At 48.8% G+C, this 16,866-nt stretch carries 15 protein-coding genes; 4 read left to right on the top strand and 11 right to left on the bottom strand.

Annotation, left to right across the window (positions count from 1 at the left end):
* Positions 1-36: 36 nt before the first annotated feature.
* Positions 37-927, bottom strand: coding sequence for a cysJI operon transcriptional regulator CysL (locus AUL54_RS12270; protein WP_060964007.1), 891 nt, complete (start codon positions 925-927; stop codon positions 37-39).
* Positions 928-1,042: 115 nt separating this feature from the next.
* Here AUL54_RS12270 and AUL54_RS12265 point away from each other — a divergent pair, with 115 nt between their 5' ends.
* The gene (locus tag AUL54_RS12265) at positions 1,043-2,020 is read left to right on the top strand and encodes a YeiH family protein (RefSeq protein ID WP_060964006.1); all 978 of its coding nucleotides are present in this window, start codon (positions 1,043-1,045) and stop codon (positions 2,018-2,020) included.
* A gap of 38 nt (positions 2,021-2,058) precedes the next feature.
* Here AUL54_RS12265 and pta read toward each other — a convergent pair whose 3' ends face one another.
* Positions 2,059-3,030: a phosphate acetyltransferase gene (pta, locus tag AUL54_RS12260; RefSeq protein ID WP_060964005.1), complete on the bottom strand. Its 972-nt coding sequence runs from the start codon at positions 3,028-3,030 to the stop codon at positions 2,059-2,061.
* 256 nt (positions 3,031-3,286) lie between these two features.
* Between pta and hemQ the strand changes: the two genes are divergently transcribed.
* Together hemQ and AUL54_RS12250 are read left to right on the top strand one after the other, a co-directional pair.
* The gene (gene hemQ / locus AUL54_RS12255; protein ID WP_016937570.1) at positions 3,287-4,051 is read left to right on the top strand and encodes a hydrogen peroxide-dependent heme synthase; all 765 of its coding nucleotides are present in this window, start codon (positions 3,287-3,289) and stop codon (positions 4,049-4,051) included.
* 121 nt (positions 4,052-4,172) lie between these two features.
* Complete coding sequence (locus AUL54_RS12250) at positions 4,173-4,952, top strand: NADPH-dependent reductase BacG (RefSeq protein WP_007407669.1); 780 nt, start codon at positions 4,173-4,175, stop codon at positions 4,950-4,952.
* A 16-nt stretch (positions 4,953-4,968) separates the two neighbouring features.
* On the opposite strand, the gene AUL54_RS12245 is transcribed toward AUL54_RS12250, so the two are convergent.
* The 7 genes from AUL54_RS12245 to AUL54_RS12215 form a co-directional block, all read right to left on the bottom strand.
* The gene (locus AUL54_RS12245; RefSeq protein WP_060964004.1) at positions 4,969-6,168 is read right to left on the bottom strand and encodes a transaminase BacF; all 1,200 of its coding nucleotides are present in this window, start codon (positions 6,166-6,168) and stop codon (positions 4,969-4,971) included.
* 12 nt (positions 6,169-6,180) lie between these two features.
* Complete coding sequence (locus tag AUL54_RS12240) at positions 6,181-7,362, bottom strand: bacilysin exporter BacE (RefSeq protein ID WP_007407671.1); 1,182 nt, start codon at positions 7,360-7,362, stop codon at positions 6,181-6,183.
* The gene (locus AUL54_RS12235) at positions 7,359-8,777 is read right to left on the bottom strand and encodes an alanine--anticapsin ligase (protein WP_060964003.1); all 1,419 of its coding nucleotides are present in this window, start codon (positions 8,775-8,777) and stop codon (positions 7,359-7,361) included. The genes AUL54_RS12240 and AUL54_RS12235 overlap by 4 nt, the downstream gene beginning before the upstream one ends.
* Before the next feature lie 17 nt (positions 8,778-8,794).
* Complete coding sequence (bacC, locus tag AUL54_RS12230) at positions 8,795-9,556, bottom strand: dihydroanticapsin 7-dehydrogenase (protein ID WP_060964002.1); 762 nt, start codon at positions 9,554-9,556, stop codon at positions 8,795-8,797.
* Entirely contained in the window at positions 9,553-10,263 is a 711-nt protein-coding gene (locus AUL54_RS12225; RefSeq protein WP_060964001.1) for a 3-((4R)-4-hydroxycyclohexa-1,5-dien-1-yl)-2-oxopropanoate isomerase, read from the bottom strand. Before AUL54_RS12225 ends, bacC begins: the two co-directional genes overlap by 4 nt.
* Positions 10,253-10,867 (bottom strand): prephenate decarboxylase, encoded by a 615-nt coding sequence (locus tag AUL54_RS12220; protein ID WP_060964000.1) that lies wholly within the window; start codon positions 10,865-10,867, stop codon positions 10,253-10,255. The genes AUL54_RS12225 and AUL54_RS12220 overlap by 11 nt, the downstream gene beginning before the upstream one ends.
* A gap of 160 nt (positions 10,868-11,027) precedes the next feature.
* Complete coding sequence (locus AUL54_RS12215; RefSeq protein WP_060963999.1) at positions 11,028-12,266, bottom strand: MFS transporter; 1,239 nt, start codon at positions 12,264-12,266, stop codon at positions 11,028-11,030.
* Positions 12,267-12,486: 220 nt separating this feature from the next.
* Here AUL54_RS12215 and AUL54_RS12210 point away from each other — a divergent pair, with 220 nt between their 5' ends.
* Positions 12,487-13,689 (top strand): multidrug effflux MFS transporter, encoded by a 1,203-nt coding sequence (locus AUL54_RS12210; RefSeq protein WP_060963998.1) that lies wholly within the window; start codon positions 12,487-12,489, stop codon positions 13,687-13,689.
* 31 nt (positions 13,690-13,720) lie between these two features.
* Here AUL54_RS12210 and AUL54_RS12205 read toward each other — a convergent pair whose 3' ends face one another.
* Positions 13,721-15,139: an amino acid permease gene (locus AUL54_RS12205; protein ID WP_060963997.1), complete on the bottom strand. Its 1,419-nt coding sequence runs from the start codon at positions 15,137-15,139 to the stop codon at positions 13,721-13,723.
* A gap of 24 nt (positions 15,140-15,163) precedes the next feature.
* Complete coding sequence (locus AUL54_RS12200; protein ID WP_060963996.1) at positions 15,164-16,846, bottom strand: M20 family metallopeptidase; 1,683 nt, start codon at positions 16,844-16,846, stop codon at positions 15,164-15,166.
* Positions 16,847-16,866 lie beyond the last annotated feature (20 nt).

Genomic DNA, 16,866 nt, shown 5'->3' with positions numbered 1-16,866 from the left:
TCATAGGCTTTCCATGCATTTATTATATCATTCCGCTTAAGATGATTGAAATTGACTTTTCAAAAGAGCGATGAAGATTTCTTTGTTTTTTGTGTTCTCCATAATGGAAGATTGAATGATAGACAGTTTCCGTTTTAAGGAAAATCCTTTAATCTGAAGCACGGAAATGCTGCCGTGAAGCAGATCCTTTTGCAGTACGCTTTTTGACAGAACGGAAAGACCCATTCCGCTGATCACAGCTTCCTTGACGCCCTGGTTGCTGCTGATCGACATCATGGATTTCGGCCGCAGTCCGTTTGAATGCAGGACATGGTCCAAATATTCCCTCGTCCCCGAACCCTTCTCCCTCGTCACCCACGCTTGATTTTGCAAGTCGGTCACCGGGATGTTTTTTCTGCCGGCGAGCGGGTGCCCATTCGGAGCGGCAATGCATAATTCATCCTCCATGAACGGCTGAATGTCGAGCTCGTTTTTCCCCGTATGTCCTTCTATTAATCCGATATCGGCTTGAAGCATCCGAACCGCTTCGCTGACCTCCTCCGTGTTCCCGATCATGACGTCAAGGTTCAGTTCGGGATACTCGTCATGAAGCTTTGCAAGAAGCGGCGGCAGAATATATTCGCCGATGGTAAAGCTCGCGGCGATTTTGAGCTTCCCTTTGACATAATGATGATGGGCGTAAATTTCGGTTTTCGCCTGCTCGTACAAGAAGACCATTTGCTTGGCGCGCTGATAGAGAATGTCCCCCGTCGGCGTAGTCGTAAAGTGCTTCGGGGAGCGGTTCAGCAAGGCGGTTTGGAATTCTTTCTCCAGATTTTTAATGTGAAGGCTGACGCTCGGCTGAGAAATCATCAGCTTCTGCGCCGCTTTTGTAAAGTTTTTTTCTTCGACGACGGCAATGAATGTTTTCAGTTCCCCATAATACAAAAAGCATCGCCCCTTATCATTATTTTTCCTAATTGTTTAGATCATATAAATATATTTTACTAATGATTAAGACCGCAGTAAAGTGGAGTTATCAACCTAACGGGAAGTGACGGAGATGAAGATGGTAAAGGGTGTTTCAGTTACCGCAGGAATTGCGTTTGCGGCTTTCTATGCCAGCCGTCTGCCGTTTTTAAATTTGCTCGGAATGCTTGTCCTCGCGATGCTGATCGGAATGGTCTGGCGCGCCGTTTTCGGACAGCAGGCGGCATTGGAGCCGGGGATTGGATTCTCAAGCAAATACTTGCTGAAAGCCGGTATTATCCTGCTTGGCATGAGACTGAACCTGACGGATATCTATCATGCCGGCTGGCACGTATTTGCAATTGCCATCTGCTGTATGATGGTTGCGAGTGCCGTCGTATACGGACTGTCCCGGCTGTTCCGCATTGATCAGACACTCAGCATGTTAACAGCCTGCGGCACTGCGATCTGCGGGGCGGCTGCCATTGCCGCGATCGCGCCGCAGATCAGGTCAAACGAAAATGCGACAGCCATCAGTGCAGCCGCCGTTTCATTATTAGGAACCGTTTTTACAGTTGTATATTCTCTTTCTTATCATGTATTGGGCTTTTCTCCTGCTGCTTACGGCGCCTTTTGCGGGGCAACGCTTCATGAGGTGGCGCATGCGGCGGCGGCCGGAAGCGCCGGAGGAAAAGCAGCCGTCGAGATGGCGGTGGTCGTCAAGCTGACGCGGGTCGTGCTGCTCGTCCCGGCCGCATTCATGCTTGGAATGCGGGCGCGCCGCGGCGGGAAATCAGAGACGGTCTCTGCTGCTTCACTGCCGATCCCTTGGTTTATCTTCGGATTTCTCGGAATGAGCGCCATCCACACATCAGGCATCATTTCCGCCGCGCATTCCGCGTTTCTTGTTCAAGTGTCCTATGTTTTAATCGGCATGGCAATGGCGGGTCTCGGTTTGAACGTTCATATATCGGCGTTTCGTCATAATGGCTGGCGGGCGCTCGCGGCTGGCTTGATCGGCTCTCTCTGTTTATCGCTGTTCGGCTGGGCCGCAGTAGCTTTCTTTCTATAAAAAAAGCCGGCCTTCTTAAAAGGCCGGCTTTTTCCGGATTACAGCGCTTGAGCAGCCGTAATTAACGCAAGATTGTAGACGTCTTCCGCATTACATCCTCTGGAAAGATCGTTTACAGGCATATTTAATCCTTGCAGAATCGGTCCGACCGCTTCAAAGCCGCCTAAACGCTGAGCGATTTTGTAGCCGATGTTTCCTGCTTCAAGGCTTGGGAATACAAATACATTCGCGTCTCCTTTAATGTCGGAGGCCGGCGCTTTCTTCTCCGCAACAGACGGCACAAATGCAGCGTCAAATTGAAATTCGCCGTCAAGCGTAAGCTCAGGCGCTTTTTCCTTCGCGATTTTCACCGCTTCTGCCACTTTTTCCGTCTCATCAGATTTTGCCGATCCTTTTGTAGAGAAGCTGAGCATGGCAACGCGCGGGTCAATATCAAACATTTGAGCCGTATTGGCGCTTTCAATGGCGATTTCAGCAAGGTCCTGGCTGTCAGGGGCAATGTTGATCGCGCAATCAGCGAACACATATTGCTCGTCACCGCGGGCCATGATGAAGACGCCTGATGTTTTTTTCACGCCTTCTTTTGTTTTGATGATTTGCAGTGCAGGGCGCACCGTATCGGCAGTAGAATGTGCAGCTCCGCTGACAAGTCCGTCCGCGAGACCTTTGTACACAAGCATCGTGCCGAAATAGTTCTCGTCTAACAAAGCTTTGCGGGCCTGTTCTTCCGTCGCTTTGCCTTTGCGGCGTTCTACGAAAGCCTGAACGAGTTCTTCCATGCCTTCATATGTATGCGGGTCAATAATGTCAACGCCGTCAAGTGTAAGATTTAATTCTTTCGCTTTTGCTTGAATGTCTTCTTTATTGCCGACTACGATCGGCTTTAATACCTTGTTGCCCGCCAAATTGTTGACCGCAGCCAGGATACGTTCATCCAATCCCTCAGGAAATACGATTTTCACATCTTTTCCTGCTACTTTTTCTTGTACTTTTGTAAATAAATCTGCCACAATATACCCTCCTCTATGTTGACGAAAAACGCTTACTTTTACAGCATACTCTTCTTCCAGCTAAATTCAAATAACCAACTTCTATTATAGCGCTTTCAATAAGAAATCTTATTTTTCTAACTAATTTAACTGACGGGCAGTTTACGGCTTAGTTTCTGATACAAGGGGTGGGATTATTCAAGGTTTCTCCACAGCCGAAACGGTTAAACTGTGATATAGTGAAGGCATCAATGAAAAGATATAGGAGTGAAGATAAATGAGTGAGCAGCAAAAAACGAACGAGGCCGCACAAACGCTTGACGGCTGGTATGCGCTTCACGATTTCCGCACAATGGACTGGACGTCATGGAAGCAGTTATCCAGCGATGAGCGCCTGTCGATTATACACGAATTTACGGGACTGCTTGAAAAATGGGGCGTCGCCCAAAAAGAAGGCAAAGGCTCGCAAACCATCTACAGCATCGTCGGACAGAAAGCTGATTTTATGCTGATGATTCTTCGCCCGACAATGGAAGAGCTGAACGAAATCGAGCTTGAATTTAATAAATCAAAGCTTGCTGAATTTACAATCCCGGCTTATTCTTACGTGTCCGTGGTTGAGCTGAGCAACTACCTCGCAAGCGGAGAAGGCGATCCGTATGAAAATCCGCATGTCCGCGCCCGCCTGTATCCTGAGCTGCCTGAAGCGAAATACGTCTGCTTCTATCCGATGGATAAAAGAAGAAGCGGCAATGACAACTGGTACATGCTTTCTATGGATGAACGCAGAAACCTGATGAGAAGCCACGGCTTGATCGGACGGAGCTATGCCGGCAAAGTCAAACAGATTATCACGGGATCTGTCGGTTTTGACGATTACGAATGGGGCGTCACGCTCTTCAGCGATGATGTGCTTCAGTTCAAAAAACTTGTTTACGAAATGCGCTTTGATGAAGTCAGCGCGCGCTACGGCGAATTCGGTTCATTTTTTGTCGGAAACCGCTTATCTCTCGACACGCTTCCGAAGTTTTTGCACGTGTAACACCCACCCGCCTGTCCGGCGGGTTTTTTTTATTTATCAGAATTTAAATAAAATTTGCTATTTTTATCATTTTTTTTTACGATGTAAAGGAGATTCCATTTTGGTAAAGGGGTGCAGACAGTTGTCAAAACGAACCGCGTTTATTATGGGAGCCAGTCAGGGGATCGGCAAAGCGATCGCTCTGAAACTGGCGGACAATGGCTTTCATACCGTCATTAATTCACGAGTTCCCGAAAATATCGAATCGGTAAAAGAAGAGATCCTCGCCAAACATCCGGATGCGGGCGTCACCGTTCTCGCCGGGGATATGTCGGACCAGAAGACAAGAGCCGGCATTTTTGAAGAGATCAGATCACAATGCGGACGGCTTGATGTATTGATCAACAACATTCCGGGCGGCTCGCCGGATACCTTTGAAAACTGTGATATAGAGGATATGACAAATACCTTTACGAATAAAACGATCGCCTATATCGACTCTATGAAAACGGCCGCAGCAATCATGAAACAGCACGAATTCGGCAGAATCATTAATATCGTCGGAAACCTATGGAAAGAACCCGGCGCCAATATGTTTACCAACAGCATGATGAACGCCGCTTTAATTAATGCCAGCAAAAACATCGCCATTCAGCTTGCGCCTTTTCACATTACTGTCAACTGTCTGAATCCCGGATTTATCGCCACAGACCGTTATCACCAATTCGTGAAGAATGTCATGAAGCAAAACGGCATTTCTAAAGCGGAAGCGGAAGAACGGATTGCATCAGGCGTCCCGATGAAGCGTGTCGGAACTGCGGAAGAAACCGCGGCGCTGGCTGCCTTTCTTGCCTCTGAAGAAGCCTCCTATATTACCGGACAGCAAGTGTCAGCCGACGGCGGCAGCATGAAAAGCATATAATAAAAACATCCCGCTCTCAGCGGGATGTTTCTTGTAATGAAGGAAAGGACAAACCGAGCTTTTGAATCCGCATCACGAATTCCCTTAAATCACCCTGTTTGGCCACCATTGATATCCTGACATAACGCTTTCCGCCGCTGCCGAAAATCTCGCCGGGCGTCACGACAACATGGGCATGCTCCAGCAGATAGTCCGAAAACTGGTGTGAAGACTCGAATTCATTCGGAATTTCAGCCCAGACATAAAAAGTCCCCTTCGGTTTTTCAATGCTCCAGCCTAATTCCTTTTCACATAACGCCGTGAAAAAGTCAATCCGTTCTTTATATGTGCGCTTCAGACGCTCGGTATGCTCAGGATTTCCTGACAGCGCTGCCGCTGCCGCCTGCTGAAGACCGCCGAACATGCCGACGAAGACGTGATCCTGAAACTCATTGACCGCCTGAATGATTTTCTCATTCCCCACGGCAAATGCCATTCTCCAACCTGCCATATTGAAGGTTTTCGAAAATGAATAAAGCTCCGCGCCGATCGTTTTCGCTTCTTTCGCCTGAAGAAAGCTGGCCGGATTCTGATCAAATTCGAACGCGCCGTATGCAAAATCGTGAATAAGGTGGATGTCATGTTTTTTTGCAAACGCTGCCGCTTTTTCATAAAACGCCTGATCCGCAGTCGCGCCCGTCGGGTTATTCGGGTAATTCAAAAACATCAGCTTGGCTTTTTTCAGGACGGCGGGATCAATCCGCTCAAAATCCGGAAAATAGCCGTTTTCCGGATGAAGCGGCATCTCATGCAGCTCCGCTCTGGCCATTGTAATGCCCGATAAATACTCAGGGTAGCCGGGGTTCGGGACTAAGGCGATATCGCCGGGATTCAACAGGCATTGCGTCAAAACGTACAAACCAGCTTTCCCTCCGCCGAACAGCGCGACTTCTGTCTCCGGATTGACCGATACCCCGTACTCTCTCTCATAAAATTCCGCGATGGCTTCTTTCAGAAACGGATAGCCTCTGAACGGGCCGTATCCGTGATACGAAGGATTCAGCGCAGCCTCCCGCAATGTTTCAACGATATGCGGCGGTGTGGGGAGATCGGGATTCCCCTGCCCGAGGTTAATAATCTGGGCTCCCGTTTTCTCCATCTCTTTTACCTTTTGAAAAACGAGCGAAAATTCCTGTTTCGGAAGTGTCTTGATGACGTCGGACGGTATGATTTCCATCTGAAAGGCTCCTTATAAATGAATTTGCTCTGATTCGTTATTCCGTTCTGAAAAGGATTTATTGACCAGTTTTGTATGCAGAAACAGCCCGCTGACCAAAAGGACGATAAACGCCATGATGACTGCCGCGTCTACAATGTTGATCAGCATTGAACCGACGGCGATGCACAATCCGATGGACGCCTCCGCCACCGAAAAGATCCGGCCCTGAATCTGGTTCGCCGCGTTCTCCTGAACTTTGACCTTTGCCAGCACTTCACCGTATTCCATTGCGATAAAGAAAAGAATGGCGGCAATGACTGACACGGCGAAAATCGGGGTAAACAAAAACAGCGCAAGCGAGACGATCGATAACACTGTAAAATACATCAGCCCTTTATTGTTGTTAAAGCCCCATTTGCTGACAAGAGCGGCGCCGATAAAGCCGCCGAAGCCGATACAGAACGTCAGGATGAAATTGCCGATTTCCCCGTCGCCTAAAAAGCGGCTGACAATCGGGAAATAGCTGTAGACGACACCCCACAAAAGCGCCATCGTAATCATCGTGAACATGGCGTTTAACACAAAAGCATTTGTTTTGATTTCCTTCAGGCCTTCTTTAAACGACTGAAAAGCTTCTCTCACGTTTTCTGACTGAATCGGCACGTATTGAAGCTTAATGCGGCTGATGAAAAACGCGGAGACAAGATAGGTCACCCCGTTAAACGCGACGGCAAGCTCCACAGAACCGCCCAACAGAAAAAGTCCGCCGGCTGCAGCGCCGACAATAATCGAAATCGTCGTGGCTTTTGCAAACAAAGTGTTGATATTTTTAATATCCGCTTCTAAAGACGACATGACCGCGAGACGTGCGGGGTTAAAAAACACGCCGCTTCCGTAAGAAACAAACAGCAGCGCCAGAAAAAGCAGCGGATATTCGCCTTTCGGGAGAAATGTCAGCCCCAAAAAGATGACACCTCTGATCACATCCGTCCACAGCATGATTTTCACCCTGTCGAGCCGGTCCACGAGCACGCCTAAAAACGGCTGAAACACCATCGGAATACTGCGGACCGCGATGACGCCGGACGTCACCCAGTAGTCGTGATAGTATGTAGACAAAATGAGCAGAGCCGGGAGAACGCAATAGTCTCCCATAAACGAAAGCGCCTGCCCGAAAAGCAAATACTTAGAGTTCGGTTTCAGCTGTTTCATATCGGTAACGCATACTTTGCAGTCAGCTTCGCCTGCTGCTGAATTTGTTTGATTGATTCGGCCACGTCACCCGAATTGCTTCCTTTCAGCTCAAACGCCGCAATGCTGTTGAACGCTTCGAACAGCCGCAGATCCACGGATGTACCCGCTTCGGCCGCTGAGAAAGAAACGATTTCGGTGTCTCCCTTTAAGACGCCGTCGGGAATGTCAATGCTTTCAATGACGAAATCGACAGCCGTCTCAGGCAACTGGCCGTTCTCTTTAAAATGCTGAGGATACAAGTGGCAGTCGGCGACATAGCATGGCTCCTGCTCCAATAATCCTTTCGGCAGATCGGCTTCTTTTCCGAAACAGAGAACATCCAATAACAGCTGCGCCATATCGACGCCGAAGACCTTTTTAATATTCGGAATCATGTTCCAGCCCGCAAATCGTGCCGCTGATTCAATCAGTCCGGCTTCCCGGTTTTTCATTAATTTAATCTCTGTATGTGTTGCGCAGTTTTCGAGGCCGAGTCCTTCATTCGCCTTTTTGGCTGCTTCGACGATTTTCCGCTTCGCGTCATCATCCAGGATGGACGGCGTAATATGTGATGTCTCCGTGAATCCGATTTGCGGTGTTTTATCATGAATCGCGACAGGGAAGTATTCTCCGTCGGCCATGATGCCTTCTATGCTGATATAGTCGGAATAACCGCTTGTTTCGTACCAGTCGTCATACTCGCCCTGCAAAAATTCTTCCGCGATAAACGGCGCTTCAAACGTGACCGCTTTCGGTACGTTGATCGACTTCAGGTATTCATTGACTCTGTTAAATTCGGCTTCGGCCGTTTCCATCTCTTTAATGAGCGTCACGCCGATGGAGCTCGCCAGATATGTAGGCTTCAGAATGAGCGGCGTTCCGATTTCCTGAAGCGCGGCGCGGAAATCTTCCAGCGTCGTCACCCGTTTGTTTTTGATGGATTTGACGCCGGCCCGGTTGAAGGCGGCTCTCATTTTGTTTTTATCTCTGGCATTTTCAGCGGCCTGTACGCCCGCTCCCCGCAGGCCGAGACGTTCACACGCTTTTGCCATCGGAGCGATAAACAGTTCATTATTGGTCGTAATGGCGTCAACCGCGAACATGCCGGCCACCTTGATGATTTCTTCGACTACTTCTTCCTCAGGTTTGTCATGATCTTCATGAGCCCAGTAAATCGAATCGGGATGCTCAAAATCAGCCAGACTCTTAAAATAGTCTTTATCTTTAATGACCGCGACCGAGTATTTTTCAATCAAAGCTGCATGAGAGGCTGTAATTGCAAAAGGTCTCGGAATAAAGCTGACGAGGTTGTATTTTTCAGCTGCGCTTTTGTAAAACATATGCGGCGGGCATCCCCCAAGGTCAGCGATAACCAATACTGTTTTTCTCTCCATATGTAAACACTCCTTCTCTATTGTGCGGTGTATCCACCGTCTGCGGTGATCGCGCTTCCGGTCATATAGCTTGATAAATCCGACGCGAGAAACAGCATGACGTTCGCTATTTCTTCAGGCTTGCCGAGTCTCAGCAGCGGATTGACTTTCGCTTTTTCTTTTTTGATTTCTTCAAGCGTGCCTTCGTTGTTTTCAAGGAACGACTTTTCATTCAAAGGTGTGTCAATGATTCCCGGGCACACGCAATTGACGCGGATGTTGTGTTTGGCGTAATCGACGGCCATCGAACGCGTCAGCTGCAATACGCCGCCTTTAGAGGCGTTATATGCGGGAATGTCGGGCCATGCAACGACTCCTCCGACGGAGCACGTGTTAATGATATTGCCCTTGCCGCTTTTGAGCATATACTTGAGCGCGTGCTTGCTCATAAGAAACATGCCCGTCAGATTGACGTTGAGCACCTTGTTCCAATCGCTCAGCTCCATCTCATGAATCGGCGCGACAATTTCGATGCCGGCGTTATTGATTAACACGTCCAATCCGCCGAACTTGTCCGCCGCTGACCGGATGGCGTTTTGACATGCCGGTTCATCTGTAATATCCGTCCGGACAAAATGCAGCCTGTCATTGTTTTCTTTCCGGATCATCGCTTCTCCCTGCGCCTCATCAATATCCGCGACGACCACATTCGCCTGCTGATTCAGAAACGCCTGAACCGCGGCATAACCGATACCTGATGCGCCCCCTGTGATGAGGATGGTTTTATCCGTCAGGTTCATGCCTCTTTCGCCTCTAATTTTTTCGCTTTTGCTCTGTTATAGCGCGGAGGGAAAAAGATATTGACTGATTTTGAATCTTTTTCAAATCTGTTGATGGCGCCGTGATCTTCTCTCGGATCACAGAAATAAGCTGTGCCGAATGTCATATCCACTTTGCAGCCTTCAATGGTCATATCATAGCCGCCGCCGATGCAGATGCCGATCTGTTCATTGCGGTGTTTATGGAATGGCATTTCTCCCCCGTTGCCCGGAATGTTGGCAAGCATGATTTCCACCCAGTCTTCCACGAAGAACGTGACTTCCATCCCAGGCAATAAGTCTCTCGTTTTAAAAATATTCAAAAAATAGTCCTCGGGGCTTGTGTAGGTTTCACCGGCTTTCAGGCGTTTGATATCAATGGCGATCACTTCTTGATCCGTCTCATTTCTTGCGCCGTGAGGCACGTTAGGAGGCGCGATATAGGCTGATTCCAGCGCTGTCATCTTTCTTGTGACATCTCCGACAGTCATGGACAGCTCGCCGGAAACGACAAGGCCGATTTGGACTTCCTTATGCTGATGCGGTTCCACGTTTGTATGCGGCGGAACGTAAGAAAGCAGAACTTCCGTATCCCCTCTGACAGACGAATATTGTCTTACTCCGTTATCCCATTCTATTAATTTAGGCGTCGGGAAATAAAGTTCCTGCAAATCTTGTTCAGTTTTCATCATGAATCTCTCCTTTTCCGAATAATGACCAGCTCATGGGAATGCTTTTAAATGTTTTGACAAAGTGAAGGCCGTACTTTTGTCTGGCCAGCTCATTTGTCAGCGCGATGTCGGACAAACCGTCCTTCACTCTTTTCGCGGCTGCGCTCGTCGAGTTCACCAGATCAAACGTAACATCTTTACGGGTAAAATACTTAATCAAATTGATAGGAGACGGGTGGGATACGATGACAGCCTGTTCAAGCATGTCATCTGTATATTCAAAACCGGGCCGGACAGCCAGGCCGTACATCGGGGTGTCGCACCTGAAAATTTGCAGAAGCTGCAGATCCGGTCTCATGTAGAAGTGCTTAATGCCGTCATACGCGTGAGGCACAATTGTGTATTCCAGCGGACTTTGAAGCGTTTTTTCAATGCACGATTCAAATGTATCATGCAGTGATAATTTGCTGTTCACCCCTTGGAGAAGGGTAAAATTGGTGATGAAGTTTTTTGCTGCGTACTCACTGCTTGTCCCTTCAGGACCGAGCGTGTTGATCGTAATCAGTTTAGATATTGAATAAGCCTTGCTTTTTGTTCGAATGCTATTATCCAATATAATCATGAGCACCAACCAATCTGTTAAATTTTAAGTAAATATTATCCATAGAAGTTCGAGCTGTCAATATTATTCGAAAATATTGATAATTATTCCTATATATTAGAAAACACCTTAAGATATAAGGTGTTAAAAATTACATTTATAAAATTATAGAAACTTTATTTTACCGATACAATGATTGGTCGGCCTGATGCTCATATTTCCCATACCTTCTGTATGCGAAAACGCTGAGGACAAAGCCGATGAGGGTGACGGCCGCACAAATAAATCCGACAGCTGCATATCCGTATCCGACATAGACCGGACCCATGACAGCAGAACCCAAAGTGACGGCCAAATTGGACGCCAGGCTGTAAAATGCCATGATTTTGCCCCGGCGGCTCTGTGAGCAATCACTTAAAATGGTGCTGAGCAAGGTCACCGTCAGGCTTTGCATCAATCCCCAGACGAATAACCCGATGACCAAAAACGGCATTGATGACGGTGCATAGGCGAGACAGGAAAGCCATATGCTGATCACGGCCAATGCCGCGATCAAAGAGCGCATTTTCCCCGCCTTATCTGCGATTTTTCCGGTGAACACGCTCATGGAAAAACCGATTCCATACACCATGATCAGCAGCCCTGAAGCTGTATTTCCCCCCGGCAGCACGCGGTGAAGATAGGTGCCAAGAAAGGAATACATGCCGTAAAAACCGATCATGTTGCAAAAAGTGATCGTGAGGTATACAGGGACACGTGGCACCTTCAGCGCATCCCGGAAAGTGCCTCCCTGCCGTCCGTTTTCCTCTTCTGTTTTATCCCCATCCGCCGTGCTGCGGCGCGCCTCAATGAAAATGAGCGAAGCAACGAGGACAGACATCAGGGCGAAAATCCAAAACGTCCACCGCCAATTCAAAACGCCGCCGATAAAAGAGCCGATTGGAACGCCGAAAATCAAAGCGAGCGACCAGCTTGACACGATCAGACCCATCACCTTGCCGCGGTACGCATAAGGCACACGGTCGCCGACCACCGCATAAGCTGTCGGCACAAATGCCCCCGCCGCAAGCCCGGAAAGCGCCCTGCCCAGAAAGAAGAAAAAGAGATTGTGCGCCAGCGCGCAGATCACCGTGCCGGCCGTAAATATAAGCAGCCCCGCCATCAGGCTGAGCTCCCGGGAATATTTATCTCCCAGCGGAACGAGAAGCGGCGCCCCGATAAAAATCATCACTCCGTAAATACTGATGGAGAGCGCCAGCACACTGACATCCGAGCTGAAAGCCCGCGCTAAATCCGGAAGCAGCGGAGAAATCACCAGCTCTTCAGAACCGGCGGCAAATACGCCTAATGTCAAAGCAAGCGCGAGACAGATCGGAAATCGGCGTTTCGTTTCGATGCGATCGGTTTGTTTGCTGTTCATGCTCTTTGAACACCTCTTCCGTAAAACTTTTCTACCTTTTGTCGCTTTATAGTTTAGCATCCTTATATTTCATTTTACATTTCACATGAAAACTAATTCCAATTTTTTATTTACATTCAGGTTTTAAATAATATATTTATTTTGTATTCAATAAATGATATAAAATACGCCGTCCGGTTATGCTATAGTGATAGAATCATTTGTTAAGGTGGGTCATGGAATGAATAACGCTGGTTCAAAGGCCGCCCGCGCAGGCCTCGGCATGGTACTGATTCTCGGGACGCTCGCTTCATTCGGGCCGCTTTCGCTCGATATGTATCTGCCCGCTTTGCCTGAAGTGGCGGCCGATCTCCATACGACAGCGTCCCTTGCGCAGCTGAGCCTGACGTTTTGTCTTTTGGGGCTGGCGATCGGCCAGATCGTTGTCGGGCCGCTCAGTGATATGATCGGGCGCCGGAAACCGCTGATTCTGTCATTGCTGCTTTATACGCTGGCATCTTTATTATGCGCCTTCAGCCCATCTGTTTCATTTTTAATTGTCATGAGGTTTATTCAAGGATTCACAGGAGCGGCCGGAATTGTCATCGCACGGGCTTCCGCGCGCGATATGTATTCCGGAAAAGAATTGACGGCTTTTTTCTCATTGCTGATGCTCGTCAATGGGGCGGCGCCGATTTTAGCGCCGATTACAGGAGGATTTATCCTTCAGTTTGCCGGCTGGAAAATCGTATTTATCGTGCTGGCGGTGATCGGCTGTATCATTTTTGCAGCAGTGCTTACGGCATTGCCTGAATCACTCCCCCCGGAAAGGCGGACAAGCGGCGGACTCAGGGAGACGCTGATGACGTTTCGCGGCCTGCTCGGTGACAGGATGTTTATGGGATTTGCGCTCAGCCAGGCATTTGTGATGACCGGCATGTTCGCATATATTGCCGGGTCGCCGTTTGTGCTGCAAAACATCTACGGCGTATCGGCGCAAATGTTCAGCCTGCTGTTTGCCGTAAACGGTGCGGGAATTATATGCGCCACCCAAATGACGGGACGGATGGCCAAAACACATGATGAACGGAAGCTGTTTGTCTCCGGATTGGTCATTGCCGTCATCGGGAGCGTCGCTTTGCTTTTATCGCTTGCTTTCGATTTGGGTCTGACGGCGGTCTGCATTTCTTTATTCATCATTGTTTCTTCTGTGGGGATCGTCACGACGACAGGGTTTTCTTTGGCTATGCAGAAACAGGAGAAAGGCGCGGGAAGCGCAGCGGCTCTTCTCGGACTCCTGCCCTTTATCGGCGGCGCGCTTGCCGCTCCCCTGGTCGGTATTGCCGGAGAAGAAAACGCCTGGCCGATGGCTGTCAGCATTTTCGGTTTTCAGCTCTTTGCCGTTCTTTCCTACGTGCTGTTGGCAAAACGAAAAACAAAGTAAAGCCCGCCGCTTTTTGCGGAGGGCTTTTTCCTTATCCTGCTGCGCCTTTTTCCGAAGAAGCCGGCTCACGTTTCAGGCGTTTTTTGATACCAAAGTGGTAATACGCGTAACAGATGATCATCAGCGGGACGCCGCAGTACAGACCGATACGCTGGTCCGGAATAAAAATGAGACTGATTAAGATAAGACCGTAAACTGAAAATCCGAGAATCGGCACGATCGGATAAAGAGGCGTTTTAAATGCCAGGGCTTTCAGATTTCCTCCCTCAGCCAGAAAGCGTCTCCGGAAAACGAATTGTGAAGCGCAGATTGACATCCACGCGACGACGGTAATCATACCCGAGATGGAAATAAGCCACACATACACCGTTTCAGCAGCGACTACACTTGTCAGCAGCGATAAACCGGAGATGGCGATGGTGATGGACAGGGCTTTCAGAGGCACGCCTTTTTTCGTCAGTTTCGTTAAGGAAGCGGGGCCCATCTTAGTTTTTGATAGGGACCACATCATTCTGGACGAAGCGTACAGCCCGGAATTCGCCACCGACAGCATGGCGGTCAGAATGACGAAGTTCATGATGTCAGCCGCATAGGATACGCCGATTTTATCCAGCACAGCGACAAACGGGCTTTCGATGACCCCTGCCGTTTGGTACGGCAAAATGGACACGAGAACAAACATCGCCAGCACGAAGAAAAACAGCGTCCGCCATATGACGTTTCGGATTGAGCGTGGAAGCGTCTTTTCCGGATTTTCGCTTTCTCCCGAGGCGATTCCGACCAGTTCGGTTCCTTGGAAAGAAAAATTCACCATGACAAGCGTAAACAGCACGGCCTGAGCCCCGTTCGGGAAAAGCCCTTTGTCCGTCGTAAAGTTTGACAGATACGGCGCTGTCTGCCCGCCGTTAAAACCGACAAAGCCGAATACGGCAGCACAGCCGAGAATAATAAATAATACAATAGCCATAACCTTGACGCTGGAAAACCAAAATTCCATTTCCGCAAAACTCCGCGCCGACAGCGCATTAATGGAGAAAATGACGACACCGAATACAAGGCACCACACCCAAATCGGAACGGCCGGAAACCACCGCTGCATTAAAATCCCCGCTGACGTCAGCTCAAGCCCCACTGTATTGGCCCAGCTGAATGCGTACATCCACCCGATCGTAAAACCAGTAGACGGCCCGAGAAACTTTGCCGCATACGCCTGAAATGACCCTGCGACCGGCATGGCGACTGCAAGCTCCCCCAAACAAAGCATCACCAGATACATTAAAAATCCGCCGATCACATAAGCCAATATCGCGCCGATCGGTCCCGCTTCACTGATCGTAAAACCGGAGCCCATAAACAGCCCCGTCCCGATCACGCCGCCGAGTGCGATCATAAACAAATGCCGGCCCTTCATCGTTCGCTGCAATTCATTTTGATTGGTATCTCCCTGCATATACATCCCCCTTATTCCGTTATGTCATCCTTTTGTGCGTATGTCTAATCGATAGCTGTGCAAAAGGTGCAGCGTCGTCTGCTGAATGAGTTTCGGCAGAACATGGAATGTGTACGGTTTATACACCCGTTCCGTCCATTTATGGCCATCCTTGCCGTATACCCCCATGTTGACTGACGGAATATTTAATTCCCTTATTTCTTTAAAAGGAATCGTCCCGATGACATCCCAGCCCGGAAAATTATCGGTAAAGGCGGCGACCTCCGCGTCTGTTTCATGCAGCGATAAAAAGCTTCCGTCCGCTAAATAAGGGAAAAACTTTTTAAAGATGAATGTTTCCCCCGTTGATGCCGCTGTTTTATCGACGGCTTCTTGAATGACATGCTGCAAAAGCCGGTCCCGCATGCTCTCTTTCTTCAAGTAATTGTGCGGGAGGTAAGGCGGCGCATAAAAAATAATAACCTTGGCGCCCTGCTCAGGATCCAGTTTTTGCAGTTCCTCGACGGCTTTAAAGCATCTCATCCGCAGTTCAAGATGTTCATATGTTTTAAATGCCTGCTCTATACACTGCGCCGGATCGATGCCGCGGCTTCTCAGCCTTTTCAAGTAATCTTCCAGACTGTACACTTGAACGTTCCATGTGATGTCTTTTTTCGGGAGGCTCGTTCTCTCGCAGTATTCGTCATAATAATCAGATAATTTTTGTTCTGTCTCTTTGCATGCTTCCTCAGCCACGGCAGTCAGCTGATCCATGACTTCTTTGGCGGTTTTTTCGTAAATAAAGTAATTAAAATAGACATAGCTGCTGACGGCGGTCTGCACGTTATACGCTTCCTTGTTGTCACGCTGGTAGAGGCAGGTCGGCGGCAGTACAAGCTCCCCTTCAATGTTTTCCGCCATATGAATATTGTTGTGGATTCTTCTGGTGATTTCTGAGGCGATCAAATTCGGGTCGATTCCGGACAGCGTATCACCGACATGCACCTCCCGCCCGTAAATCGCAAAGCAAGGCAAAAGCTTCCCTGCCGCGCCCGTGTAGATGTACCTTGTCGTGTCACCTTCATACAGCGGGGTGATGAAGTCGTTATTAATCGCTGCTAAATATCGAAGCTGCTTTTCTCGTTTCAGCCGTTTTAATTCAGAAATGCCCGTTAAAATGCCGGAATGCTGGCTTTCTTCATCCGGGTTTGCCATGAACAGAATATGGCCCGGCAGCTGATCGCGCCGTTCAGAAAAGTGAAGCAGATTGGCGAGATGAACGGCAATACCGCTCTGCATATCAACCGAACCCCTTCCGAACATCCACTCGCCTGAGCGGGCGTCCCGCTGCACGTCCCGATCAAATTCATAGCTTGAGAAATATTCCGCGAGACGGTCGGAATCAAAAGCGATATCTTTTAAAGGGCCGAAGTCTTCTATGCCGACCGTATCAAGATGAGCGTGATAAATGACCGTATTCAGGCTGTCACCGTTTCCTTCAATAAAAGCGAAGATATTCTTGCGGCCGTAAGGGTCCCCAGGAATCGCCTGCTCCCACACATGTGACGGGTTCTCCTGAAAGTAGGGAAAGCTCTTGATCATATCTTTGATATAGTCGGCTTTTTTTCCTTCTCCCAATGTGCCGTTGATGCTGTTTAACGCCACCAGTGATTTCGTAATGGCTTCTATTTTCTCCTCCGGAAGCATCTTGCTGAGCTGCTGATACATATTCCATCCTCCTTACCCTC

The organism is Bacillus sp. SDLI1, from assembly GCF_001553895.1.
Taxonomy (GTDB): domain Bacteria; phylum Bacillota; class Bacilli; order Bacillales; family Bacillaceae; genus Bacillus; species Bacillus siamensis.
Note: the sequence above shows the minus strand (reverse complement) of the source record. Positions and strands in the feature narration are given on the sequence as shown.

What these genes read in the sequence shown, in the direction of transcription:
- AUL54_RS12220 (WP_060964000.1), bottom strand. Translation starts at nt 10,867, where the DNA reads ATGATTATATTGGATAATAGCATTCGAACAAAAAGCAAGGCTTATTCA.
- AUL54_RS12225 (WP_060964001.1), bottom strand. Translation starts at nt 10,263, where the DNA reads ATGAAAACTGAACAAGATTTGCAGGAACTTTATTTCCCGACGCCTAAA.
- AUL54_RS12245 (WP_060964004.1), bottom strand. Translation starts at nt 6,168, where the DNA reads ATGGAAATCATACCGTCCGACGTCATCAAGACACTTCCGAAACAGGAA.
- bacC (WP_060964002.1), bottom strand. Translation starts at nt 9,556, where the DNA reads ATGAACCTGACGGATAAAACCATCCTCATCACAGGGGGCGCATCAGGT.
- hemQ (WP_016937570.1), top strand. Translation starts at nt 3,287, where the DNA reads ATGAGTGAGCAGCAAAAAACGAACGAGGCCGCACAAACGCTTGACGGC.
- AUL54_RS12235 (WP_060964003.1), bottom strand. Translation starts at nt 8,777, where the DNA reads ATGGAGAGAAAAACAGTATTGGTTATCGCTGACCTTGGGGGATGCCCG.
- AUL54_RS12215 (WP_060963999.1), bottom strand. Translation starts at nt 12,266, where the DNA reads ATGAACAGCAAACAAACCGATCGCATCGAAACGAAACGCCGATTTCCG.
- AUL54_RS12240 (WP_007407671.1), bottom strand. Translation starts at nt 7,362, where the DNA reads ATGAAACAGCTGAAACCGAACTCTAAGTATTTGCTTTTCGGGCAGGCG.
- AUL54_RS12200 (WP_060963996.1), bottom strand. Translation starts at nt 16,846, where the DNA reads ATGTATCAGCAGCTCAGCAAGATGCTTCCGGAGGAGAAAATAGAAGCC.
- AUL54_RS12210 (WP_060963998.1), top strand. Translation starts at nt 12,487, where the DNA reads ATGAATAACGCTGGTTCAAAGGCCGCCCGCGCAGGCCTCGGCATGGTA.
- AUL54_RS12205 (WP_060963997.1), bottom strand. Translation starts at nt 15,139, where the DNA reads ATGCAGGGAGATACCAATCAAAATGAATTGCAGCGAACGATGAAGGGC.
- AUL54_RS12265 (WP_060964006.1), top strand. Translation starts at nt 1,043, where the DNA reads ATGAAGATGGTAAAGGGTGTTTCAGTTACCGCAGGAATTGCGTTTGCG.